Origin of the sequence: Micromonospora sp. NPDC050187, assembly GCF_044459745.1 — a bacterium.
Taxonomy (GTDB): domain Bacteria; phylum Actinomycetota; class Actinomycetes; order Mycobacteriales; family Micromonosporaceae; genus Micromonospora.
This window is the reverse complement of record NZ_JBITJH010000028.1, coordinates 42,445-67,645: the sequence shown is the minus strand read 5'-3', so window position 1 is coordinate 67,645 and position 25,201 is coordinate 42,445. Positions and strand designations below refer to the sequence as shown.

Annotated in this window: 14 protein-coding genes and 1 pseudogene; 1 reads left to right on the top strand and 14 read right to left on the bottom strand. The window is 72.5% G+C overall.

Features of this window, described 5'->3' with window-relative positions; translation table 11 throughout:
* The 12 genes and pseudogenes from ACIBJE_RS28605 to ACIBJE_RS28550 form a co-directional block, all read right to left on the bottom strand.
* A pseudogene (locus ACIBJE_RS28605) lies at positions 1-182 on the bottom strand (sulfate adenylyltransferase); the annotation flags it as partial.
* Complete coding sequence (gene cysD, locus ACIBJE_RS28600; protein ID WP_396753378.1) at positions 182-1,096, bottom strand: sulfate adenylyltransferase subunit CysD; 915 nt, start codon at positions 1,094-1,096, stop codon at positions 182-184. The pseudogene ACIBJE_RS28605 and the gene cysD, both read right to left, overlap by 1 nt.
* Positions 1,093-1,959, bottom strand: coding sequence for a 3'(2'),5'-bisphosphate nucleotidase CysQ (locus ACIBJE_RS28595; protein WP_396753377.1), 867 nt, complete (start codon positions 1,957-1,959; stop codon positions 1,093-1,095). Before ACIBJE_RS28595 ends, cysD begins: the two co-directional genes overlap by 4 nt.
* Positions 1,960-1,997: 38 nt before the next feature.
* Positions 1,998-2,819, bottom strand: coding sequence for an ABC transporter permease (locus tag ACIBJE_RS28590; protein ID WP_396753376.1), 822 nt, complete (start codon positions 2,817-2,819; stop codon positions 1,998-2,000).
* Positions 2,816-3,952, bottom strand: a complete 1,137-nt coding sequence (locus ACIBJE_RS28585; protein ID WP_396753375.1) for an ABC transporter ATP-binding protein — start codon at positions 3,950-3,952, stop codon at positions 2,816-2,818. Before ACIBJE_RS28585 ends, ACIBJE_RS28590 begins: the two co-directional genes overlap by 4 nt.
* Before the next feature lie 40 nt (positions 3,953-3,992).
* Positions 3,993-5,081, bottom strand: coding sequence for an alpha/beta hydrolase family esterase (locus tag ACIBJE_RS28580; protein WP_396753374.1), 1,089 nt, complete (start codon positions 5,079-5,081; stop codon positions 3,993-3,995).
* Between the two features lie 139 nt (positions 5,082-5,220).
* On the bottom strand, positions 5,221-7,029 hold the full coding sequence (locus tag ACIBJE_RS28575; protein ID WP_396753373.1) for a hypothetical protein: 1,809 nt from the start codon (positions 7,027-7,029) through the stop codon (positions 5,221-5,223).
* 81 nt (positions 7,030-7,110) lie between these two features.
* A complete protein-coding gene (locus ACIBJE_RS28570) occupies positions 7,111-8,070 on the bottom strand; it encodes a sulfotransferase domain-containing protein (protein WP_396753372.1) in 960 nt (319 codons plus the stop codon).
* 26 nt (positions 8,071-8,096) lie between these two features.
* Complete coding sequence (locus ACIBJE_RS28565; RefSeq protein WP_396753382.1) at positions 8,097-8,975, bottom strand: alpha/beta fold hydrolase; 879 nt, start codon at positions 8,973-8,975, stop codon at positions 8,097-8,099.
* Positions 8,976-8,977: 2 nt separating this feature from the next.
* Positions 8,978-9,292: an acyl carrier protein gene (locus ACIBJE_RS28560; protein WP_396753371.1), complete on the bottom strand. Its 315-nt coding sequence runs from the start codon at positions 9,290-9,292 to the stop codon at positions 8,978-8,980.
* Between the two features lie 40 nt (positions 9,293-9,332).
* Complete coding sequence (locus ACIBJE_RS28555) at positions 9,333-14,132, bottom strand: beta-ketoacyl synthase N-terminal-like domain-containing protein (RefSeq protein WP_396753370.1); 4,800 nt, start codon at positions 14,130-14,132, stop codon at positions 9,333-9,335.
* A gap of 5 nt (positions 14,133-14,137) precedes the next feature.
* A complete protein-coding gene (locus ACIBJE_RS28550; RefSeq protein ID WP_396753369.1) occupies positions 14,138-21,781 on the bottom strand; it encodes an SDR family NAD(P)-dependent oxidoreductase in 7,644 nt (2,547 codons plus the stop codon).
* A gap of 827 nt (positions 21,782-22,608) precedes the next feature.
* Here ACIBJE_RS28550 and ACIBJE_RS28545 point away from each other — a divergent pair.
* Complete coding sequence (locus ACIBJE_RS28545) at positions 22,609-23,532, top strand: sulfite exporter TauE/SafE family protein (RefSeq protein ID WP_396753368.1); 924 nt, start codon at positions 22,609-22,611, stop codon at positions 23,530-23,532.
* Between the two features lie 132 nt (positions 23,533-23,664).
* Here ACIBJE_RS28545 and ACIBJE_RS28540 read toward each other — a convergent pair whose 3' ends face one another.
* Together ACIBJE_RS28540 and ACIBJE_RS28535 are read right to left on the bottom strand one after the other, a co-directional pair.
* A complete protein-coding gene (locus ACIBJE_RS28540) occupies positions 23,665-24,624 on the bottom strand; it encodes a DMT family transporter (RefSeq protein ID WP_396753367.1) in 960 nt (319 codons plus the stop codon).
* A 41-nt stretch (positions 24,625-24,665) separates the two neighbouring features.
* Complete coding sequence (locus ACIBJE_RS28535) at positions 24,666-25,181, bottom strand: hypothetical protein (protein WP_396753366.1); 516 nt, start codon at positions 25,179-25,181, stop codon at positions 24,666-24,668.
* Positions 25,182-25,201: the final 20 nt, after the last annotated feature.

Sequence of the window (25,201 nt, the reverse complement as noted above, 5' to 3'; positions counted from 1 at the left end):
GCAGCGGAGACCGCCTCCACCGCCTCCAACTGATCCGTGAACAACGACTTCGTGTCATACAAAAGCCGACCGATCAGAGTCGACTTACCGTCGTCCACACTGCCCGCCGTGGCGAAGCGCAACAGGTCCATGGACCGGAACGCGGAGTCACTGTCGAGCAGTGGCATGGTGTCGGTACTCATCAGAAGTAGCCCTCCCGCTTGCGGTCCTCCATGGCGGCCTCACTCACCCGGTCATCACCCCGGGTCGCACCCCGCTCCGTGATCCGGGTCGCCCCGACCTCCTCGATCACCTTCTCCACCGTGTCCGCATCCGAGCGGACCGCAGCGGTGCAGGAAGCGTCACCCACCGTCCGGTAGCGGACGCGTGCCACGAACGGCGTCTCCGACGCCCGGGGCTGGATGAACTCGTTGACCGCGTAGAGCATGCCGTCCCGCTCGATCACCTCACGCTCGTGCGCGAAGTAGATCGACGGCAGCGCAATCTGCTCCCGAGCTATGTAGTGCCACACATCCAACTCGGTCCAGTTCGACAACGGAAACACCCGAATCGACTCACCCGGATGATGCCGACCGTTGTACAACGACCACAACTCCGGACGCTGATTCTTCGGATCCCACTGCCCGAACTCATCCCGGAACGAGAACACCCGCTCCTTCGCCCGCGCCTTCTCCTCATCCCGACGCGCCCCACCGAACAACGCATCAAACCGATGCTTCTCCACCGCGTCGAGGAGGACGGGCGTCTGGATCCGGTTCCGGGTGCCGTCCGCCGGTTCGGTGACCAGCCCCCGGACCAGCGCCTCCGGCACGCTGGCCACGATCAGGTGCAGGCCGAGTTCGTCGACCCGCCGGTCGCGGTACTCCAGCACCTCGGCGAAGTTGTGGCCGGTGTCGACGTGCATCACCGGGAACGGGATGTTCGCCGGGGCGAACGCCTTCTCCGCCAGCCGGAGCATCACGATCGAGTCCTTGCCCCCGGAGAAGAGCAGCACCGGCCGCTCCATCTCCGCCACCACCTCACGCATCACGAAGATGCTCTCCGCCTCCAACGCGTCCAGGTGGGTCGTCTGGTACAGCGCCGATCCGCTGTTCATCGGTGTTCCTTTCCGAGCAGGGACGTCTCCGGTGCGGCCGTCCCGGCGGCGGCCGTCGACAACTGGCGGCTCAGGGCCTCCAGCAGCGGCGCGGCCAGATCCGGGCGGCAGACCAGCAGGTCGGGCAGGCGGGGATCCACCTCGTTGTAGCTCAACGCGGTCCCGTCGATCCGGCAGGCGTGGAACCCGGCTGTGGTGGCCACCGCCACCGGGGCGGCCGAGTCCCACTCGTACTGCCCCCCGGCGTGGATGTACGCGTCCACCTCACCCGTCACCACCGCCGCGATCTTCGCCCCCGCCGACCCCATCGGCACCAACTCCGCACCGATGTCCCCGGCCAGGTCGGTCAGGAAGACCGGCGGACGGCTCCGGCTCGCCGCCAGCCGGATCGGGCTGTCGCCGGCCTGGTCGGCGCGCGACCGCAACGGGAACTCCGTGGTCAGCACCCGTCCCTGGGCGGGCAACCCGACCGCCCCGGCGATCAGCCGGTGCGGGGTGGAGGCGTGCCGGTGCCAGAGCGCCACGTGCACCGCCCAGTCCGAACGGCCCTCCTCGGAGAACTCCCGGGTCCCGTCCAACGGGTCGACGATCCACACCCGGTCGGCGTTCAGGCGGGTCGGCCCGCTGCCGTCCGCCACCGAGCGGCGGGAGTCGTCGTCCTCCTCGGAGAGCACCATGTCGGTCGGCCGCCAACGTTCCAGCTCGGCGAGGAGGAACTCGTGCGAGGCCCGGTCGCCGGCGGCCTTCAACGCGGCCGGGTCCGCGTGACCGTGCTCGGCGCGTACCGAGAGCAGCAGTTCGCCCGCGCGGGCCGCGAGCCACTGGGCGAGCCCGCCGTCGGACTCCGGTGGGTTGATCGACATGTGCGCTCCTCCTGCGGGATCGGGGCCGGTGGGTGCGGTCACTGGACGGCCCGCCGGGTGAAGGACCGGACGCTGAGCCAGGTCAGGGCGATGGCCATGCCGGTCAGCACCAGCACGCAGACCCAGGCCGGCATGTGCGGTACGTCGGGCAGCATCGCACCCCGCACCCCTTCCGATACGTACGTCATCGGGTTGAAGGCGGTCACCACCTGGAACCAGCGCATCGACTCCAGCCGGGGCCACGGGTAGTGGATGCAGCCGGTCCAGATGATAGGCGTGACGATGACCGAGAAGGTGACGTTGATCCGCTGGATCGGGAGGATGGTGGAGAGGGTCATCCCGATGCCGCCGCCGACCCACGCGCCGAGCAGGGCCACCAGCAGGGCGGTCGGCAGGCCCTCCAGCCGCCACGGCGCGGTGCCGACCACCAGGGCCCCGAGCGGGTACATCAGCACCGCCGCGAGCAGGCCCCGGATGGTGGCGACCACCAGCTTGCCCACCGCGACCAGGCTGGTCGGAAGCGGGGCGAGCAGCCGGTCCTCGATCTCCATGGTGAAGCCGAACTCCTTCACCAGCGGTAGAGCGGTGCTCTGCAACGCGGTGGTGAGGGCGGCGAGCGCGATCACGCCGGGCAGGAAGAGGTTCGCGAACGACCGCTCGACGATGCCCTGCCCGCCGAGGATGTGGCTGAACACGAAGAGCATGAACAGCGGGGTCATGCCGACCTGGATCAGGATCACCCACAGCTCCTTGCCGGTGACCAGCAGGTCGCGGCGGAGCAGGGCGAGGAAGACCCGGCCGGCGGGCGGGCGGTCCCGGATCTCGCGGCGAACCGGGGTGGGGGTGTCGAGGGCGGTCACCGCGGGTCCCTTCCGGTGAGTTCGATGAAGACGTCCTCCAGGCTCGGCTCACCGATGTGGATGTCGTTGAGCGCCGCCGAACGACCGGTGAGCAGGGACATCGTCGGGCCGAGCAGGTTGGCGGGATCGGTGGCGAGGTGCAGGCGCACCCGGATCCGGCCCTGGGCGCCCGCCGCGGCCAGGGTGGCGGTCGGCGCGTTCCCGTTGGCCCGGGCACGGGCGGCCAGCTTCGCCAACGCGCCCGGTCCCAACTTGGCGAGCGCGGCCCGGCCCGCAGCGCCCAGGCCGGCACCCCGACCCGCGCCGGCCGCGCCGACCGGCAACGGCCGGCGTTCCGCCTTACGTACGCCGTCCAGCTCGCGCAGCGCGGCCACGACCTCGTCGGCGTCGTCGCGGGCGGCCGGGGTGACCGTGAGATCCAGGATGGCCTGCCCGGCCAGGCCCCGCACGAGGTTCTGCGGGGTGTCCACGGTGAGCAGCTTGCCGTGGTCCACGATGCCCACCCGGTCGACCAGGTTGGCGGCGTCGTTCATGGCGTGCGTGGTGAGCATGATGGAGACGCCCCGCTCGCGCATCTCCCGGATCCGGCTCCAGATCAGCATCCGGGTCTGCGGGTCCAGCGCGTTAGTCGGCTCGTCGAGGAAGAGCACCTCGGGCTCGTGCATCCAGGCCCGCGCGATCATCAGCCGCTGCGCCATCCCGCCCGAGTACGCCTCGATCCGCCGGTCCGCGCGCTCGGCCAGGCCGAAGCGTTCCAGCAGCGCCTTCGCCCGTTCCTCGGCCTCGGAGCGGGGCACCCCGTGGTAGGCAGCGTGGTACAGGAGGTTCTGCCGGGGGGTCAGTGCGCGGTCCAGATTGTTGTGCTGGGGCACCACCGCCAGGTGGGCACGGGCACCGACCGGGTCCCGGCTGACGTCGACGCCGCCGACCAGGGCCCGGCCGCCGGTGGCCCGGAGCCGCGTGGTGAGGATGCCGATGGTGGTCGACTTTCCGGCCCCGTTCGGCCCGAACAGCCCGAAGGTCTCGCCCGGCGCGACGGTGAACGACAGTCCGTCGACGGCGTTGGTCGTGGCCCGGGGGTACCGCTTGACGAGATCGACGACCTCGACCGCCGGACCGTCTCTGCTGGGCATGCCTTCTCCTGTTCTGGGGGGTGCGGGGTGCCGGTCGGCGTCAGGAGCCGGCCGGTCGGGGGTGCGCGCTGAAGAACTTCCAGATCTCCGCGGTCGCGTCCAACGCGGTCGAGGGGGGTTCGAGGCCGAGCAGCTGCTCGGCGCGGGGATTCGGCTTCCCGCCCGGCCACTGGTGACCGGCGTCGGCGATGGTGATCAGGTCGACGGCGCGGCCGTGCGCGCAGGACGCCGTCGACCGGGTCACCGGTCCGTCGACGCGCTCGGTCGGCGCGGCGCAGTCGTCCACCGCGCGCCACGTCGCCATCAGCTCGGTCAGCGGCGGACCGTCGATCTTCACCGGGTTGCGGCCGGTGCCGTCGTTGTCGCGCTTGCCCGGACCGCCCCGGAACGGCATGGTCTCGTCGCGCAGGCCGTGGATGTGCAGCACGCTGACCGGGGCCGGCGACTCGCACTCGCCGGCCAGGGTGGTCGCCACCACGCCGATCGCGGCGAAGAGATCGGTGTCGCAGGCCAGCCGGTACGCCAGCAGCCCACCGTTGGAGATCCCGGTGACAAAGGTGCGGGCCGGGTCGACCGGCATCCGGTCGCGGAGGGCGCCGACGAGCGCCTCGACGAAGGCGACGTCGTCGACCCCCTGCCGGACCGGCTGGCCGCAGCAGAGTTCGCTGGCGGCCCAGGCCCGCTTCACCCCGTCCGGGAAGGCGACCACGAAACCGCCCCGGTCGGCCTCCTCGGTCCAGCCGTACGCCTCCTCGGCCTGCTCGCCGGTGCCGGCCGCGCCGTGCAGCATGACCACCAGCGGGACCGGCTCGGCCAGGTCCAGGGAGGCGGGCCGGTAGAGCCGGTAGGTGCGCTCCCGGCCGTCGACGGTCAGGGTGTGCTCGCTCGACCCGGCCGCCACATCGGACCCGGATCCGGGCGCGGTGGTGGCGTTCGGTGCCGGCGCCCGGTCGCCGTCGCGCCGGTCGTCGCGCCGGTCGCCGGTGCACCCGGCGACGCCGGTCAGTCCGACCAGGGCGGCGAGGAACCCGGCGAGCAGGGACGGGGAGCGGAGCCGGCGGGTGCCACCCGGGGCACCCGCGGGACGGGAGGTCGTGGCCTCCCGGCGACGGGCAGTCAAAGGCATCATATGCCCACTTTCACCGGCAAATGTTCGAGGAGTGTCAGGACTTGCCACGCACCGTGCAAGGAAACCGGGCGGGGCCGGGCCCCGGCGGTGGGGTCTGCGAGCGCAGCACCGCCGGGACCCGGTGAGGCGTGGCGAGGCGTCAGCGGCCTCGGGTGTCGTACCGGATGAGTTCCCAGCCACCCTCGGGCACGTCGTCGGTCGGGTCGGCCCGCAGGTTCATCGGGTTCGCCATGCCGAGGTAGAGCGTGGTGCCGTCGGTGACCATGTTGCGGATGCCGTAGTTCAGGTAGTTGCCGACACCGTTGTCGCTGACCAGCTTCGCCGGCTCTCTGGCGGACTCGAAGACCAGCAGGTCACCGCCGTAGACCGGCTCCGGCAGGGTCGGGTCGTCGGCCGCCGCCGCCAGCGACGGCGCGCTGAGCGCCTCGGTGGCCGCCTCGACCGACAGGCCGGACATCGCGGCGGCCTCCTGGCTGAGTTCCTTGGCCAGGTAGCTCCAGTCCATCGTGCCGACGTAGAGCCGGCCGCCGGCCACCGCCATCTTCCAGGTGTAGTTCAGGTACGGGTTGCCGAAGCCGGACGAGCCGTAGAGCGGGGTCTGGCCGGTCGAGACCTTCGCCCAGGCACCGGCACCGTTGTTCGCCGCCGGGTCGTACGCGGGCAGTTCGGCCGCGCCGTAGAGCAGCTCGACCTTCTCCGCCCGCTCACCCAGCCGCTTGCCCCGGTAGATGCTGATGGCCCGCTGGGTGTTCTGGATGGTGAGCTCGGTGGCCGCCTCGTCGGCCGGCGGGTAATGGGTCAGGTGCACGCGGGTCGCCTTCAGCGGCACGTGCATGGTGCCCCAGTAGAGGTACCCGCGGTAGGACACCAGGCCACCCAGGCCGTAGCTGCTGGCCACCACCGGGTCCGGCTCGTACGCGGAGACGTCCCAGACCTGCTGCCAGCCGTCCGCGTCGTCGGGGGTGAGGCCGGGCGCGCCGTTGGCGAGCACCGGGCTCATCCAGACCGCGGCGAGCTTGCTCGGCGGGGCAGGCTCGTCGGCGGTGCTCAGCTCGCCTTCCGAACCGGGCCAGGTGCTGACGACGATCCGCCCGTCGTGGACGGTGAGGTCGGCGGCCTGCGCCGGCAGGTTGCCGACGATCTGGAAGTTGAACGGGTCGGCCTTGCTGCCGGCCCAGCGCAGCACGTGACCGCGCAGCGAGCCGTTGGCACCGACGCCGACGCCCGCGTACAGGGCGCCCTCGGCGATCGTGAAGTGCCGGATGTTGCCGAACTCGGGGAAGTTCCGCGAGCCCAGGAAGGCACCGGTGTCGGTGTCGAAAGCGAACAGGTTGATGGTCTTGCCGATGGCCGGGCCGCCGAGCAGGGCCACCCCGCCGAAGTTGCCGGCCGCCCGGATGCCGGTCGTGGTCTTCAGCCGGTCGTGGTCGGCCTGGCTCGCCTTCACCAGGTCGGTCTTCTCGATGAGCCGCTTGGCGCGCGTGTCGTAGCTGTAGAGCCGGGGCGTCCGGTGGTCACCCAGATATCCCGGAAGCTGCGGGTTGGTCTTGACGATCTGGCTCTCCTGGTACTCGCAGACCCAGTCGTCGTTGAGCTTGGGCTCGTTGGTGCCCAACTGCCGTCCGCTGGTGAGGCAGTTGACGTTCGCGCCGGTGCCGAACCAGAGGTTCTGGCCAGCCCGGGTCATCCCCCACAGGTATCCCTGGTTCACCTTGGCCTGACCCGAGGCGCACGGCGGGCCCGCCGGGTACGGGAGGCCGACGCCCGCGAAGCACTCGTCCGGCTCGGCCTTCGCGATCACCTGCGGGTTCGGCTTCGGCTGGTGGTGCCGGTCGTCCTCGGCGGTCGGTGCGCCGAGCGCGGTCGCCGGGGCTGTCAGCGCGGCCCCGAGCCCCAGTACGGCGACGGCCGCCCAGAGCCGCCGCGAGTGGATCCGGTTGGGTTTCACACTGTCTCGCTTTCGTGCCGGTTATCAGGAACGGTTCCGGCCGGGACGGCAGAACCGTGGCTGGGGTTCGACGACACCCGGTCAGCCCACCGGCTGACGGGCCCGGGACGGGTCGACGACCCGGTCGGCCACCTGCTCCGCCCACGCCTCCGGGTTGTCGAGGTCGAGGAAGCGGCCGAGCCGGCCCAGTTCGGCGACCGGGTCGGCGACCAGTTCCTCGTACCGCATGGTCAACAGGTGGGCCGGCTTCTGGTCGGCCAGCGCCTGCTCGGCCTGGGCCGCCATGAAGGCGCAGAGAGCGAGGTAGCGCCGCAGGTCCTGGCCGCGCTCGCGGAGCGCGTCGGGGGTCAGCCGGTCCGGCAGGAACTGCTCCATCTCCGCCGGCACCTCCTGGCCGGGCTGCAACCGGAACGGATCCAGCCCGCATCGGCCGAGGAACTCCACCCGGAGCTGGAGGAGCTGGAACGACGAGTGCCGGCTCATCGACTTCGCGGTGGGCTCCCATTCCCGGGTCAGGTAGACGATCTTCGCCTCGGGAAAGCCCCGGAGCAGGTACGGTGCCACGTGGCTGGAGCCCCCGGAGCGCTCCACCCAGCGCTTCTTACCGGTCAGCACGGCCAGCAGGTCCAGGAAGTCCTGGTGGTGCCGGGCCACGCTCTGCTCGGGGAAGTCGGGCACCCGCCGGTCCAACTCGTCGAAGAGGGCGTCCGGGTCGTCGGAGACCTTCGACAGGGTGATCGCCAGGATCCGCGGCAACTCGGTCATCCGGTCGCCCCACCGGCCGGTGGACGGGTAGTGCAGCTCCTTCGGGGGCAGCCCGATCCGGAACAGCGTGGACAGCTCCGCCTTGGGGCTGGACAGCACTTTCCAGTACTCGGCCCCGGTGATCACCTCGGCGCTGCGCGCCCAGGGCGCCACCGACATGAAGAACTCCTGGGCGGAGAGCGTGTCCGGCTCCTCCGCGATCAGGTCGGAGAGGAGCGTCGACCCGCACCGTCCACTGCTGATGATGATCGACCGACCGGTGATCGGGGTGTCCATCGGGAGTCCTCCTGGGAATTGCGTGGTCATGAGGTGGTGGTGTGGTCGACGGCGAGCCCACCGGCGACGGTGACCCCGCGCTCGGCGGGAGTCCCTCCCCCGACCGGCAGCGCGCACTCGGCGGCCAACCAGTCGAAGACGTGCCGGCGAACCTGCTCGGGCTGGTCGATCAGGACGGTGTGCTTCTCGTCAGGTAGAACGACCGTCCGGGTCTGAGGAAGCAGCAGCCGGACCGCCGGGGCCAGTTCGTGCACCGCCGACCGGCCGCCGTAGAGGCAGAGCACCGGGCAGTCGACGGCCGCGAGCTGGTTGCCCGACGGAAGCCGACTGGCCGGCAGTTCCTCGGCGAGCGTGGTGGTGGTCAGCATCTGCCGGGTCTCGTCGGCCCGGCGGGCGGCGAGCCGCCCCCGCCGGAGGCCGATCTCGGCCACCGTGCCCTCCTGGGGGAGGCGGTCGGCGACCCGGGCCAGACGGACCTTCACCCGGGCCATCCACTCCGGGATGGGCGGGGCGGACTCGACCGCCACGATGCCGGCGACCCGGTCCGGATGCCGCGCCGCGTACCCGAAGGCGATCGTGCCGCCGAAGGAGTTGCCGCAGAGCAGCAGCGGACCGGTCACGTCCAGCTCGGCGAGCAGTCCCGCCAGGTCGTCGACGAAGTCGGCGAGGGCGTACCCGGTGGCGGGCCGGTCGCTGCGACCGTGCCCGCGCAGGTCGTACAGGACCACCGGGAACCCGGCGGCGGCCAGCGGCTCGGCGAGGGTGAAGTACCAGCTCGCCATCGTGTCCGAGGCCATGCCGTGGATCAGCACGGCGGTCGGCATCGGCGCGGACCGGTCCGCCGGTGGCGGGTGGGGCGGGTCCAGGCGCTGCGCGTGCAGCGTGATTCCGTTCGCCCGGACCATGGTCACCGGGCGGCCACCTCGACCGTGCCGCCGGCCTTCGCGTCGAGCGCGTCGGCGATGTGCGTGACCAGGTTCCCGACGGTGAGGTCACCGACGGTCTCCAGGTCCAGCTTGGCGACGAAGTGCGCGAAGTTGACGGTGTCCCCGTACCGGGTCTGGAGCCGGCCGGCGAGCGACACCACGTCGATGCTCTCCATGCCGAGTTCGTCCCGGAAGGTGGTGTCCAGGGTGATCTCCTGGTCGGCCACGAAATCACCGAGCACGGCCTGGATCATCTGGGTGATGTCGGCGAGGACCTTGGCCTGCGTCGCGGACATGGGGTTGCTCCTTTGCGTTTCGACTGATCGGTGCGGGAGGTCAGGAACGGGTGCCGCCGGGGGCGGAGGCGGGCTCCGGACCCCAGGTCCAGGCCACGACGTACCGCCGGGGCGGCAGGTCTTCGGGGTTGGCGACCTCCCGGTGGCCGACCCGGTAGGTGCGACCGGCCGTCTCGACGGTGAGCGCCTCGTCGGTGGCTGCCCGGACGGCGATCGGGTGCGGGCCGCCGGCCGGGCCGACGCCCTCCGCCTTGCCGACGGTCTCCCGGGCGGCCCGGAACCGGGTCGCCCAGAGCTGCCGCCGGGCGGCGTCCGCACCGGCCAGCGACGCCAGCAACGCGGTCTCCGCCGGGTCGAGCACGCAGCCCGCCGGGAGGTCGGCGATCTCGGCGACGTCGATGCCGACGCCCGGTCCACCGATCGGCTCCCCGGGGGTACGCGGCTTGGCGATGGCCACGCCGATCTCCTGGCAGTGGGCCAGCGACACGTCGCAGTCGCGCCAGCCCCGGCCCGGTCGGGCGCGCACCCAGGGGCGGCCGTCCGGGTCGTTGCCGACGGTCAGCTCGATCGGGTAGATGTCGGTGTGCCCGTCCTCCCAGAGGCGGGACCGGACGGCGTCCTTGGCCGCGATCCGGCCGAGCATCCACTGCTTACGCGTCTTCGTCGGCTGCCGCTCGTACTCGGCGTTGGCGGCGCCGCCGAGGATGCCGCGCGCGGCCATGCCCCGGGTGACGAGGTCGGTCCAGCAGTCGAAGGCCATCGTCCAGCCCTCCGGCTGGAACAGCGACATCGGGTACTTCTCCGGGAAGCGCTCGGCGACCCGGGCCTGCGGGTGGCTGTCGAAGCGTCGGTCCACCGCGCCGTTGATCTGTGCCCAGACCCGCCCCTGGTAGCTGAGCTGGGTGTCCGCGACGAGCTGCCCGTCGTCGATGGAGCGGACCCGGGCGACGCACTCGAACGCCCGCCCGGCCGGCGGGGGCGGCCCGAAGAACTGGACGTTCCGGAGGCCGACCGGCAGCGCCACGGTCCGGATCGGCTGGGTGGTGATCAGCCAGTTGCCGATGACCTGGAGCGCGTTGTCCAGCAGCGCGCCGGGCGGCACCGGGGCGGTCACGACGCCCCGCACGTGCATGTCACCGATGGCGTGGATCTTGGTGACCCCCTGGAACTGGGGGCCGTGGAACATCAGCCGCTCGGCGTACATCTCGTCCGCTGGCAGAGTGGTCGGACGCTCGGTGGCCGGGTCGTGCGTCCAGGGCTGCTCGGTCGGCTCCGGGTAGGCGCTGCTCATCTCGACCGTGGCCCGGGCGTACGAGCCGATCGCGCAGGTGTACCGGTTCGCCCCGGCCTCCCGCACGGTGATCTCGACGTCCTGGGCCGGCTCGGCGATCAGCCAGCGGTTGAACTTGGCGTCGTGCACCTCGATCACCCGCTGGCCGGGCAGCAGCTGCTCGGCGGCGTCCATCATGTGCTGGACCAGGGCGGTCGCCGGCACCACCGGCCAGCGGTCCTCGATGTCCGGCCAGTCGTCCGGCTGCACGAAGAAGCAGTGGTCCCGCAGGTACGGCATGGTCTCGATGGAGACCCGCAGGGTGACCCGACCGACCTCCCGGCTGGCGGCCGGGGCGGGGCGGGCGGCCGGCGGGGTCGCCGGCCGCTGCGGAGCGACGGTCGGCGTGGCGGGACGGGCGACCGCCGGGCCGCCGGGTCGGGCCGGGGCCGCCGATGGCGCGGCGGACGGCGCGGTGCCCGGTCGGGGCGCGACGGCCGGCGCGGCACCGGCGCGGGGGGCGGCCGGCGGCACGACGGGCGGCCGGGGAGCGGCGGCCGGCGGGGTCGCCGGCGCGGTGGGACGCTGCTGGACGGGCGCGACCGTGCCGCCCGCCCTGGCCAGCACGCTCGCCGTGCCCTGGGCGGTGTCCCGGAGCAGGGCGGCGAGTTCGGCGGCGGCCCGGGAGTGGCCGGCGAGCTGGCTGAGCGCAGCCAGGGCCCCGGCGGTCTCACCGGTCGCCACCGGTGCGGCGGGCTGGGCGGCAGCGGCCGGCGTCGCGGCCACCGGGGATCCGGTGCCCGGGGTGGGGAGACCGAGCATGCCGGCCGCGTCCTCGCCGAGCCGGACCAACGGTCCACCCAGGTCGAGCTTGATGGTCGGACCACGCTTGCCGGTGCCCACGGTGCTCTTCGCCACCGGGGCACGGCCGCCCGGGGTGGACAGGACGCGCAGGTCCGGCGAGCCGCCCTCCACCCAGAGCGCGGTCGCCACCCGGCGGAGCTGGTTGAGCCCGCCCCGGTGCGAGACGTTCACCGGGATCGCCAGGTGGTCCTTGCCGCGCAGGTTGTCGTCGATGAGCGAGGCGAGCTGGCCGGCACCGACCTGGAGGAAGACCCGGAAACCGGCGTCGTACATGTTGGCGACGGTCTGCCGGAACCACACCGGCTCCATCATGTGCCGGATGAACAGGTGGCGGATCTCGTCGATCTCGTCGGGGCACGGCGCGGCCAGGGTGCCCGACCAGATCGGGAGCTGGCTCGGCTGCACCCGCAGCCGGCCGAGCGCGTCGCCGATCGAGCGCAGGCCGTCGCCGAAGATCGGGGTGTGGAACGCCGACTTGAAGGGCAGCTTCTGGCAGAAGACGTTCCGCCCGCGCAGCACCTCCACCAGCCGGTCGACCTCGGTCTCCGGCCCGTTGACCACGCACTGCTGCGGGGCGTTGTCGTGCGAAAGCACCACCCCGGGGAAGTCCGGCAGCAGGGGCGTGACCTGGTCCGCCGCCGTGGCGGCGGCGGCGAAGACGTACCCGGTGATCTCCACCGACTTGGCGCTGAACATGGCGAGGAACTCGTCCATGCTGGCCCCGTCGGCCTGGCCGCTGACCGCGGCGGCGGTCCACTCGCCGATGCTGTGCCCGGCGACCGCGTCCGGCGTCACGTTCATCCGGCGCAGCGCCTCGTGCAGGATCTTGCCCACCTCGATCAGGCCGGCGCCGTGCTGCCCGAGGTCCTCCATCGACCACGGGCGGTCCGGCAGCCCGAAGTGGGCGGCCAGGTCGGTGGTCCGGGGCGAGAACTCCGCCTCCAGACCCGGGAAGACCGAGATGAGCTTGCCGCCTCCGGCCAGCAGCGGGTCCGGGGTGAACCAGATGTCCCGGCCGCCCCGCCACGCCTGGCCCCGGGCGACCGTCTTACGGGCCACGGTGAGCAGCTTGTCGCTGGGGTTGACGATGCCGAGCCGGACGCGTTCGGAGCCGTCGACCGGGCCGGGGGCGGTCTGGGCCCGCTCGGCGCCGAGCCGGCGTACCGTCGCGTCGTCCTTCGCGAGCAGGTCGGCCAGCGCGGCCGAGGTCGGCGCGGCGAGCCAGAGCACCTGGTCCGGCTCGTCCACCACGACCTTCCCGTCGGCCGTCGCGGTCAGCCCGGCCGTCGGCAGGGCGACCCCGGCCGAGTCGGGCACCTGCTCGACGATCACGTGCGCGTTGATCCCACCGAACCCGAAGGCGTTCACCCCGGCCCGGCGCGGGCCGTCGCTCTCCCACGGCTGGGCGGAGGTGATCGGCGCGAACCGGGTCTGGGCCATCTCGGCCCGGGGGTTCTCGCAGTGCAGGGTGGGCAGTTGCACGCCCCGGTAGACGGCGAGCGTCGCCTTGATCAGGCCGGCGGCACCGGCCGCCGGCATGGTGTGGCCGATCATCGATTTCACCGAGCCGATCACCGGCTTCGGCCCACCCCGGTGCGCCCCGAAGGTCTGCCCGATGGTGGTCAGCTCGGCCGCGTCACCGGTGGGGGTACCGGTGCCGTGCGCCTCCAGCAAGCCGACGGCGTCCGGCGCGGTCGGGTCGAGCCCGGCCGCCGCCCAGGCCCGCTCGATGGCCAGCACCTGACCGGAGACCGCCGGGTTGAACATGCTCGCCGACTTGCCGTCGCTGGAGACCCCGCTGCCCCGGATCACCGCGTAGACCCGGTCACCGTCGCGCAGCGCGTCGGCGTACCGCTTGAGCACCACGATGCCGGTGCCCTCGCCGATCAGCAGCCCGTCGGCGTTCGCGTCGAACGGCCGGATCTCGCCCTGCCGGGACAGTGCCCGGAGCTGGTTGAACACCGACCAGAAGCTGATGTCGTGCACGTGGTGCACGCCGCCGGCCAGCACCGCGTCCAGCCGGCCGTTCTGCAACTCGGTGATGCCCTGGTCGACCGCGATCAGCGACGAGGCGCAGGCCGCGTCGATCGTGTACGCCGGGCCACGGAGGTTGAGCCGGTTGGCCACCCGGGAGGCGGCCAGGTTCGGCACCAGGCCGATGGTCCCCTCCGGCTGGTACGGGCCGAGCCGCTCGTCGAACTTCTTGCGGAGCATCTCCAGCCGGGCCGGGTCGACGTCCGGGATCAGCTCCCGGAGGATGCTGATGACCTGGCTGGACATCCGGACCCGCTGGGCGTACCGGGCCTGGGCGGGGCTGAGGATGCCGCCCCGGCCCAGGATCACCCCGACCCGTTCACCCGACGGGAGCCGGTCCGGGCCGCCCGCGTCGTCGATGGCCTTCGCGGCCACCTCCAGCGTGATGAGCTGGTCGGGCTCGATCTCGTGCACCGACGCGGGCATCACGCCGAACTTCAGCGGCTCGAAGGTGGCGTACTCGTCGACGAAGCCGCCCCGCCGGCAGTACATCCGGTCCGCCCGGTGGGCCTGCTCCGGGTCGTAGAACTCCTCGTCCCAGCGGTGCTCCGGGACCTCGGTGATGGCGTCCACGCCACTGACCAGGTTGCGCCAGTAGCTGTCCAGGTCGGCGGCTCCGGGCATGAGCGCCGCCATACCGACGATCGCGATCTGCTGATCGGGCTTGGTCACGGCGGTCACCACCCCGACGCGGTGTAGACGACGGAGGTGTCGCCCGGCTCGGCCCAGGCCAGCTCACGGAGCAGGCTGAGCGCGCCCTCCTCCGGGTCGATCAGGCCGATGCCGCGGCGGGCGTACTCCCGGCTCAGCTCGGCGGTGACCATGCCGCCGTGGCCGGCACCCGGGGCCCACGGGCCCCAGTGGACGGTCAGGCAGCGGATCCCGGTCTGGGTCGACCAGCGGGTGCCGATGGTGTCCAGGGCGTCGTTGGCGGCAGCGTAGTCGGACTGGCCCCGGTTGCCGTAGGCGGCGGCGATGCTGCCGAAGAAGACCACGAACTTCGGCTGGCCGGGCAGTTCGTCGAGGCCGGCGAGCACCGCCCGGGCCCCGTTGACCTTGACGTCGAAGACGCGGGTGAAGGACGCCGGGTCCTTCTCGGCGATCAGCTTGTCCTCGATGATGCCGGCCGCGTAGACCAGGCCGTCGAGCCGTCCGTGGTGCTGGTGGATCTGGGCGAGCAGGGCCTTCGTCGCGTCCGCGTCCCGCACGTCGAGGGTGTGGTAGCGCACCTCGCCACCGAGTTCGGTCAGCTCGGCGATGGTCGCCTCGACCTCCCGGCCGGCCATGATGGCCTGCGCCCGGCGCTCGATCTCGGCCGGTGCGCGCAGCCCCTGCTTCACCAGTGCGGCGCGCAGCTCGGTCTTGTCCCGGGCGGCGGCCAGCGCCGCGTCCTCCGGACCTGCCGGCCTCGGGGTACGACCCACCAGCTCGATCCGGCACCGGCCGGCCGAGGCGAGGGTGCGGGCGAACCAGGGGGTGATGCCCCGGGCCCCGCCGATCAGGACGACCACCGACTCGTGGCTGAGGCCGAGCGCGGCGACCTCCGAGGCCCCGTCACCGGCCGGGCCGGCTCCCCGCGAGGCCAGGGCACCCAGGTCCACCTGGACCAGGTCGGCGACGAACCGCTCGTCGCCACGCCGGGCGACGACCGGGGGCTTCTCCTCGCCGACGGTCAGCAGTTCGTCGAGGAGTTGCAGGGCCAGGACCTCCGGATCCGCCTCGGCTTCGAGCTCGACGAAGCGGGCGGTCAGCTCCGGGTACTCCCGGGCGATGGTGCGGAACAGGCCGGGCATACCGTCGGCGGTGCCGCCGGCAGCCGGCGCGCCGGCCCCGATCAGCCAGCGCGGGTTGGTCGCCAGCACCCGCTTGACCAGCGGGAACACCGACGGCAGCAGCGGTCCTTCGGTGCGGGTGAGGCCGTCGAGCAGCAGGAACCCGTCGAAGCCCTGGTCGGCCTGCTCGCTGTCGAGGACGCCGACCTGGCCGCCCGCGCCGTACTCGCTGAGCAGTTCCGCCAGGTAAGCCCCGACCGCTCCGCCGCCGGTGATCAGGAACTGCTTGCCGGCGAGGAGTTCGGCGGGGTCACCGAGGGACGCGGGCCGGACCGACTCCCGGGGCACCAGCCGCTTCGGGGGGATGCCGGGGTTCGCCAGTTCCTCGGCCGCGGCCGGGGCGGCGGCCGGGGTCGGTGCCGCCTCGACCGGGGCGGCCGTGGCGTTCATCTTCTGGTCGAGCCAGGTGACCATGGCCCGCACGGTGCGCGCCTTGACCAGGTCCTCCAGCTCCGACTCGTCACCCTCCACCGCGAGATCCAGCCGAGACGCGACCTCACCAGCCACCTCAGCCCGCTTGATCGAGTCGATCGACAGATCCGCCTCCAGATCCAGATCCAACTCGATCAGATCCACCGGATAACCCGTCCGCTCACTGATCACCGCCAGAATCGCGGCCTGGAAGTCCGCCACCGACGCACCACCCACCGGAGCAGCCGGAACCGCCACCGGCGACGCGACGGCGGGCGCGGTGGCGAACGGCGCGGACACCGTGACGGTGGCGGACATCTTCGCCTCGAGCCAGGTCACCATGGCACGGACGGTGCGCGCCTTGACCAGGTCCTCCAGCTCCGACTCGTCACCCTCCACCGCGAGATCCAGCCGAGACGCGACCTCACCAGCCACCTCAGCCCGCTTGATCGAGTCGATCGACAGATCCGCCTCCAGATCCAGATCCAACTCGATCAGATCCACCGGATAACCCGTCCGCTCACTGATCACCGCCAGAATCGCGGCCTGGAAGTCCGCCACCGACGCACCACCCACCGGAGCAGCCGGAACCGCCACCGGCGACGCGACGGCGACCGTCACGGCGGTGCTGCCCATCCGCTGGTCGAGCCAGGTGACCATGGCCCGCACGGTGCGCGCCTTGACCAGGTCCTCCAGCTCCGACTCGTCACCCTCCACCGCGAGACTCAGCCGAGACGCGACCTCACCAGCCACCTCAGCCCGCTTGATCGAGTCGATCGACAGATCCGCCTCCAGATCCAGATCCAACTCGATCAGATCCACCGGATAACCCGTCCGCTCACTGATCACCGCCAGAATCGCGTTCTGGAAGTCCGCCACCGACGGACCGGCCGGCGCGGCCGGAGCGGGTGCGGGCGGTGCGACGGTGGGCGCGGGGGCGTACGTGGTCGCCGTCGCGGTCATCGCGGACCCGCCGTTGGTGGAGACCGCCATCGCCGGAACCGGCGCGGGCTCGGCCACCGGGACGATGTGCGCCGGGGCGATCTGCGCGGGCGCGGCCGGGGCCATCGCCGAGCCGTTCGGGTACCCGTCGGTCCGGTGCGGTTCGGCCGGCTGCCAGACCAGGCGTCCGCCGCTGCCACCGTCGCCGAGGAAGGCGAGCATGATGTCCCGCTGCGAGGCGATCATGTCCCGGGTGGTCCGCAGGAACTCGCCGAGCAGCTCGCCCCGGATGTCCTGCACGACGTGCTGGACGGGGGCGGGAGCGGGGGCAGAGGTGGGGACGTGGGCACCGTTCGAGGGGCTCATCGGCAACTCCTTGACGATTCGGGGAGGGGTCATGCCACCGGGGAGGCAGTCGCCGTTCTGGTCGCGGACGAGCTGCCCGTCGACCGTCCAGACCGGACGGCGGTGCGACGCGGCGTTGCGGGGCCGGCCGCTGACCCGTCCGTGGAACAGCCAGTCCGTGCGGACCGGTACGCCGGCGCAGGCGATCTCGCCGACCGAGATGAGGAATCCGCGCAGCCCCTCGGCCGGTCCGCGCTCGGTGGCGACGGCCCGGTACGGCCGGTCGCCGAGCACCGCCTTCACCAGCTTGCTGAGCACCTGGCCGGGGCCGACCTCGACGAAGGTGCGGGCACCGGCGGCGTACATCGCCTCGATCTGCTCGACGAAGCGGACCGGTTCCCCGATCTGCTCGGCGAGCTGCTGGCGGAGCTGGTCGAGGTTGTCGACGTAGGGGGCGGCGGTCAGGTTGGACCAGACCGGGATGTTCGGTTCGCTGATCCGCCGGTCGGCGAGCACCTCGGCGAAGCGCTCCACCGCACCGGCCACCAGCGGGCTGTGGAAGGCGCAGGCCACCGAGATGATCTTCGCCGAGATCCGGGCCTCCTTGAGCGCCACCACCGCCGCCTCGACCTTGGCGGTCGGGCCGGAGACGACGATCTGCTTCGGCGCGTTCCGGTTGGCGAGCACCACCTCGCTGGTCAGCCCGGCGCTGGCCAGCACCTGGGCCACCTGCTCGGGCGTGGCGCTGACCGCGGCCATGGTGCCCGGGTCCTCGCCGGTCGCGCCGAGGATCGCCGCGGCCCGCTCCCGGCTGAGTTCGAGCAGCGTACGGGCGTCGAACGCACCGGCGACGCAGAGTCCGACGAGTTCGCCGTAGCTGTGCCCGCCGGTCATGTCCGGCCGGACGCCGAGGCGGCGCAGCAGGTGGTCGACGGCGAGGCCGCCGATGCCCAGCACCGGCTGGGCGACCCGGGTGTCGCGGACCCGGTCCTCCTGCCGCCTGCGGCTCTCCTGGTCGAAGGCGGTCGGCGGGAAGAGCAGCTCCGCCGCGTCGCGGTCCAGTTCCAGGTAGTGCCGCAGCTCGGGGAAGGTGACGAAGAGTTCGGCGAGCGCACCGGGGCGCTGGCTGCCCTGGCCGGGGAAGAGGAAGGCCACCTTGCCCGGGTCGGCGTCCCCGTCCGGCTGCACCAGGCCCCGGGCGGGGTCGTGCTCACCGGCGAGGGCCCGCCGCAGCAGGGTGTCCAGTTCGGTCACGTCCCGGGCGACGATCGCGACCCGGGTCGGTCCGCGCCGTCCGGCGGCCTCCCCGGCGACCTGGGCGGCCAGCTCGGCCAGCCGACCCGGGCGGTCCCGGTCCCCGTCGGCGGCCAGCCGGTCCGCGAACTGCACGATCGCCTGGTGGGCCGCGGCCCGGTCGACGCCGGGGAAGCAGAACAGCTCCGCCGGCCAGGTCCGACGGGCGTGCCGGGGCTCCGGGGCGTCGCCGTACGCGGCGAGCACGGTGTGGAAGTTGGTGCCGCCGAAGCCGAAGGCGCTCACCCCGGCGATCCGCTCCCGCGCCGGGACCGCCCAGGGGCGGGCCTCGGTGTAGAAGGCGAACGGGCTCTGCTCCGGGTGCCAGGCCGGGTTGGGCCGCTCCAGGTGGATGGTCGGCGGGCGGATGCCGTTGTAGAGGGAGAGCGCCACCTTGATCACGCCGGCCAGGCCGGCGGCGCACTTGGTGTGCCCGATCTGCGACTTCACCGAGCCGAGCGCGCAGCTCCCGGGCTCCGCGCCGGCCTCGGCGAACATCCGGGTGAGCGTCTCCAGTTCGGTCCGGTCGCCGACCACCGTGCCGGTGCCGTGCGCCTCGACCAGGCCGACCTCGCGGGGCGAGACGCCGCTGCGGCGGTACGCCCGGTCCAGGGCCCGGCGCTGCCCGTCCGTCCGGGGCGCGGTGAGGCCGAGGGCGCGTCCGTCGCTGGAGCCGCCGAGGCCCTTGACCACCGCGTAGATCCGGTCGCCGTCCCGCTCGGCGTCGGCGAGCCGCTTCAGCACGATGCAGGTCACCCCCTCACCGAGGGCGATGCCGTCACCGGTCGAGTCGAACGGGCGGGAGCGGCCGGTCGGCGAGAGCGCGTGCGCGGAGGTGAACATCAGGTAGTCGTTGATGCCGTTGTGCAGGTCCGCGCCGCCGCAGATCATCATGTCGCTGTCGCCGCTGGCCAGTTCCTTGCAGGCGGCGTCCATGGCGGCCAGCGACGAGGCACAGGCCGCGTCGATGGTGTAGTTGGGGCCGCCCAGGTCGAGCCGGTTCGCCACCCGGCCGGCGATGACGTTCGCCAGGACACCGGGGAAGCTGTCCTCGGTCACCGTGGGAAGCAGCTCCTCCATCTCGGCGGGCACGTCGCCCAGGTACGCCGGGAGCATGGTGCGCAGGGTCTGCGCGTGGCCCATGTCGCTGCCGGCCTCCGCGCCGAACACCACGCCGGTACGGGAGTGGTCGACCCCCGGGGCGTCGTAGGCGTACCCGGCGTCGACCAGCGCCCGGTGGGAGATCTCCAGGGCGAGCAACTGGGTCGGGTCGATGCTGGCCAGGGCGGCCGGGGGGATGCCGTAACCGATCGCGTCGAAGGGCACCGGCTCGATGAAGCCGCCCCACTTCGAGACGCTGATCCGGCCGGTCTGCCCGGGGCCGACCTCCGGGGCGTAGTAGAGGTCGGTGTCCCAGCGCTGCGGGGGCACCTCGCCGACGGCGTCCGCGCCGCTGAGCACCGTACGCCAGAAGCTCTCCAGGTCCGGTGAGCCGGGCAGGATGCAGGCCATCCCGACGATGGCGATGTCCAACGGCGCGGGCGCCTCCTCGACCTCGGCGGGCGGGGACAGCCGGTCCCGGATCGCCTCGACGCTGTTCCCGTGGTACGCGCGGGCTCCGGCGCTGACCGAGTCGTGCAGCCCGGCGATGGTGGTCGCGCTGTCGCGCAGCACCGCCACCTGCCCGGCCATGAACATGCCCTCGGCGGCCTGTGTGTCCTCGTCGACCGAGCGCAGCGTGTCGCCCTCGCGCACGATGCCCTTGCTGGCGATCCGGGCCCGGCCGATGTTGAGCTTCTCGAGTTCCTGCCACGCCTCGCGGCTCTCCACCCCGGACTCGCGCAGCTCGTCGCGGACCCGGTGGAAGTCGTCGACGAACGGGGTGGGCAGGCACCGGGTGACGTGCCCGGGGGCGGTCTCCAGCAGCGCGGTCCGCTCGGCGGCGATCGCCTCGCGCTGGAAGAGCGGCTGGACCGCGTTGTGTTCCACCGCCTCGGCGGTGAAGAGGTACGCGGTGCCCATCAGGACACCGATCCGCGCGCCCCGGCGGGCCAGCGGCGACGCCATGGTGGCGACCATCGCGGCCGAGCGGGCGTCGTGGATGCCGCCGGCGAAGAAGACCTGGAGCGCCGTGGCCGCAGTCGGTTCGGCGTCGAGGTACTCCTCGAGCACCATCAGCTGGGCCTCCCAGAGCGGGAAGCTGGCCCGGGGTCCGGTGTGGCCGCCGCACTCGGCGCCCTCGAAGATGAACCGGCGGGCCCCGGAGCGCAGGAACTGCCGCAGCAGTCCCGGCGACGGGACGTGCAGGAACGTGGTGATCCCCTGCTGCTCAAGCGCCTTGGCCTGCGGGGGCCGGCCACCGGCGATGATCGCGCAGGCCGGACGCAGCTCCCGGATTATCTCCAGTTGCGCCTCGCGCACCTCCTCGGGGGCGAAGCCGAGCACGCCGACGCCCCAGGGCCGGTCGCCGAGGCGGGCGGCGGTCTCGGTGAGGATGCGGCGGGTCTGGTTCGCGCCGTTGAGGGCGAGCGCGACGAAGGGCATGCCACCGTCCTCGGCGACGGCGGCGGCGAAGCCGGGCTCGTCGCTGACCCGGGTCATCGGTCCCTGGGCGACGGGCACCCGGATGCCGAGGTCCACAGCCAGCGGCGATCCGGGCGCCAGCACCTCACCGGCGGCGTCGTCGGTGGCGGCGTCGAGCATGATGCCCCGGATGCCCCGGACGGCGGCGGCGGTGTCCGGCCAGCGCTCGGCGAAGACGCTGGCGAGCCAGCCGTCCTGGCCGATCGGCACCAGCTCGGAGGCCTCGTCGTGCGGGCCGCCACGCCGGATGCCCCGGACGCCGTCGACCAGCACCGTCTCGGAGCCGTCCATCCGCCGGACGGCGGCCTGTACGTCGGTCGGCAGCTCGGACTCGGGCATCAGGGCGAGCTGGCTGTCCAGCACGACGCCGGCCGCGCCGCCGACCAGGCAGGCGGCGGCGGTGCGGGGGCCGACGCCACCGGCCACCCAGACCGGCAGGTCGAGGGTCTCGTCGGCGACGAGCTGCTGGAGCAGGACGAAAGAGCTGAGGTCGCTGCCCCGCCCACCGGCTTCCATGCCCCGGGCGATCAGGCCGTGCGCGCCGGCCCCGGCGGCGGCGTGTGCCTCTTCCCGGCTGGCCACCTCGACCAGTACCCGGTAGCGCGGAGTGGTCTCGGCCACCGTCCAGGACGAGTCCGACGTCAGGACGACCAGGTCGACCCCGCCGGGCGCGACCCGCTCCACCTCGTCCAGTGTGGCCTGGCACCCGGCCGGTACCCGTATCCCGAGCGGCCCCGACGACCAGGCGACGGCCTGGGCGAGCGCGCGCAGCACCCAGTCGTCGCCGCCCGCCAGGTCCAACACTCCCAACCCACCGCCGGCACGAGCGGCGGCGGCCAGTCGTGGGGCGGGCTCCACAGCGCCGCCGGGGTTGACGACCATGACGAGGTCGCGCGTGTACGTTGCAGTACTCATCGGGCTCCCACTTCGTTCGCGAGGGTCTCGCGTTGCGACGGGCTGGATCGGTCAAACCGCGAGTGACCAGAACCGAATTCGCATGAATCGATGTTGCGCTCCGTAACAAGCTAGTGGCAGGTTGTTGCCGAATGATTAACTCCAGCGCGAACGCGAACAAGCCTCGGAATTCCTACTGAGCAGGCGGGATTTGCCTCAACCGCTGCCAGGAAGAACCAACGAGAGTCGGTCGAGGATCGCTAGAGGCTGACCCGGAACGGGCAAGAAGAGGGTTGTTAATTACTCACGAAACAATCGGCCCCCGAGCCCCCGGATAGACGAGAAACACTTGACGCATCAACCTGTCTCAATATTCGGACGGGCTCTTGTCAGGGCGACCGGCGGCCGTGGACGATCCCTTTCCATCGCGTAGCCGCCATTCCCTATCGAATTGCTCTGACTTACGCGAGAGCGAGGTGAGACACCCGGACGACCCGATGCCCTGACCAGCCGGACCGACGCGGCCCACCACCTGCCGATTCGGCCGGCCGACGACCCGCAGGACCATCCCGGGACACCGGGACAGCTCCCCTCCGCCCGCCTCCCACCTGGTGATAAGTGGTCGTTGTCACAGATCACCAGCCGACCGATTCGACCTTTAACGATCGTTTTAGCCGCCACGTGTGGTGATCGCCGATTCGCTCCACCCCCGGAACTCGCCGCACCACCGTGGCAACACCCCCGCCACCAGCACGAATGCTCGGCCCTCCGGCCCCGACGGGATTGCCGGAGCACTCTCGTGTCCAGGCCGCTAACTCTGATTACCTCTTTATGATCGGCGGTTAAAAGTGCGTAAACTTATCCTGCTCGCTCTGGTGGGCTTCGGTGCCCAACTCGTTGACGGCAGCCTCGGGATGGCCTACGGAGTGACATCCACCACATTGCTGCTCGCCATCAACACCAGCGCCGCCAGCGCGTCCGCGACGGTTCACCTGGCCGAAATCGGCACGACGCTCGTCTCCGGTGCCGCCCACTGGAGATTCGGCAACGTGGACTGGCGGGTGGTGCGCCGGGTCGGCGTACCGGGAGCCCTCGGGGCCTTCCTGGGCGCGACCTTCCTCTCCAGCATCTCCACCGCGGCGGCTGCTCCGATCATGTCGCTGATCCTGCTCACCCTCGGCCTCTACCTGCTGATCCGCTTCACCGTCGCCGGACTGCCCACCGGCCGGGTCGGGCTGCCGCTGCGCAAGCGGTTCCTCGGCCCGCTGGGTCTGGTCGCCGGTTTCGTCGACGCCACCGGTGGTGGCGGTTGGGGGCCGGTCGGTACCCCCGCCATCCTCGCCAGCGGCCGGATGGAGCCGCGCCGGGTGATCGGCTCGATCGACACCAGCGAGTTCCTGGTGGCGGTCGCCGCCAGCCTCGGCTTCCTGGTCGGGCTCGGCTCACAGAACATCGACTACGGCTGGGTGCTCGCCCTGCTGCTCGGCGGCATGGCCGCCGCGCCGATCGCGGCGTGGCTGGTCCGGAAGGTCCCGCCCCGGGTGCTCGGCTCGGCGGTCGGCGGCATGATCATCCTCACCAACGGCCGTACGCTGCTGCGCAGCGAGTGGGTCGCCGCCCCGGACACCGTCCGGTACGTCTGCTACGCGGTCGTGACGGTGGCCTGGGCGGCGGCGGTGGTCTGGTCGGTCCGGCAGTATCTCGCCACGCGGGAGAAGGAGTCGGCCACCACCGCCGACCGGGCCGGGATGGCCGACGAGGTCAGCTCCTGACCACGTCCCGGCCGGCACTCGGACCGGACGGAATTCGTATTGCTCCCGGGGTCGGTCAGGGTCACCCAGGTGTGGGGGCCCTGCCGACCCCGGCGCAGCACGGAGCGGGTGACAGAACCGCGTGATCCGCCGTCAGGCCGGCGGCGGCGGCCCCACCTCCCCGGGCAACGGCACCGGTTGGGGCCGCCGGCCGGCCCGCGCTCCGCCCAGCACCACCACGACCGTGCCGGCCAGCAGCACACCCAGACCGGGCAGGGCGAGCGGCTGCGGCAACTGCCCCAACCAGAGCCAGCCGATCAACGCCGCACCCGGCACCTCCAGCAGGATCAGCACGCTCACGGTGGTGGCCGAGACCCGCCGCAACGCGTAGTTGAACATCGAGTGCCCGAGCAGCTGCGCCCCGGCGACCAGCGCGAGGATCACCAGCCAGGTGTCGGTGTCGTACCCGCCGAGCCGTACCCCGCCGACCAGGCAGACCACCAGCAGGACGGCCGCGCAGACGCTGTAGCAGATCGTGGTGTAGGTGGTGGTGCTCAGCGTGGCGCGGGCCCGCTCGCCCAGGGCGGTGTAGCCGGCGATGAAGATCGCCCCCGCGACGGCCAGCAGGTCCCCGGCGAAGGCCCGACCGGAGACGGCGATGTCGGCACCGCTGGCCAGCACCGCGCCGAGCACCGCGATGCCGATGCCGGCCCACACCGTGCCCGGCAGCCGCCGGCCCTGCCAGCGGGCGATCAGCCCCTGCCACACCGGCTGGGTGGCGCCCAACGCGGTCGCCGCAGCGACCGAGGTGAGCTGCGCGCTCGGCATCCAGGTGGCGAAGTGCGCGGCCAGCGCCACCCCGGAGAGCACGCAGTACCAGCCCTCGCGCCGTCCGGCGGCCGACGCCAGGACCCGGAACTCGGCGCGGCGGCGCACCAGCGACCACGGCGCGACGACACCGGTGGCGATGAGGTTCCGCCAGAAGGCGATGGCCAGCGCAGGCGCGGTCGCGAACGCGATGAGCGGTGCCGACGAGGAGACCGCCGCGACGGCCAGCACGACCGCCCCGCTGGTCAGTGGGTCGAGAGGCGGATGCTGCGGTGACGACTGCACGGGAGACGATCCTCACACAGGCCCGGCCCGTTGCCGCGCGGTCAGCGGCGGCGTACCCGGTGCAGGCGGAAGGGCTTGCGGGTCTGCCGGACGGCGGGGGTGTCCCGGGGCGGCTCGGCCAACGAGTCGTCCGGCAGCGCGGACCCGGCGAGCGGCGTGCCCGCCGGCTCCAACCGGCTCAACGCGCAGCCGTCCGCGGCCCACCGACGCACCACGTCGGTGGCGGAGCCCGAGGCGTTGAGCCGTTTGCCGGCCACCGCCGGGGCCACCGAGGCCCACGGTTCGCTCTCCGGTTCGACCCGCGAGACCCGCGCCGGGAAGGTCACGATCCGTCCGCCGTGGTCGCCCCGGAGGGTCACCTCGGCCTCGGTCGCCCCGGCCAGGCCGGGCGCCGTCTGCTCCCCCGGGCCGCTCACCACGAACAGGGCACCTTCCAGAGGTACGCACCAGAGCGCGAGCGCCGGGCCGTCCGACACCCGGACCCAGGCCACGGCGGCCTTCTTCAGTGCCTCGTCGACCAGGGGCGTGGTCGCCCGCTCCTCCACCTCGTCGCTCACACCCGCAGATCCTGCCCTAC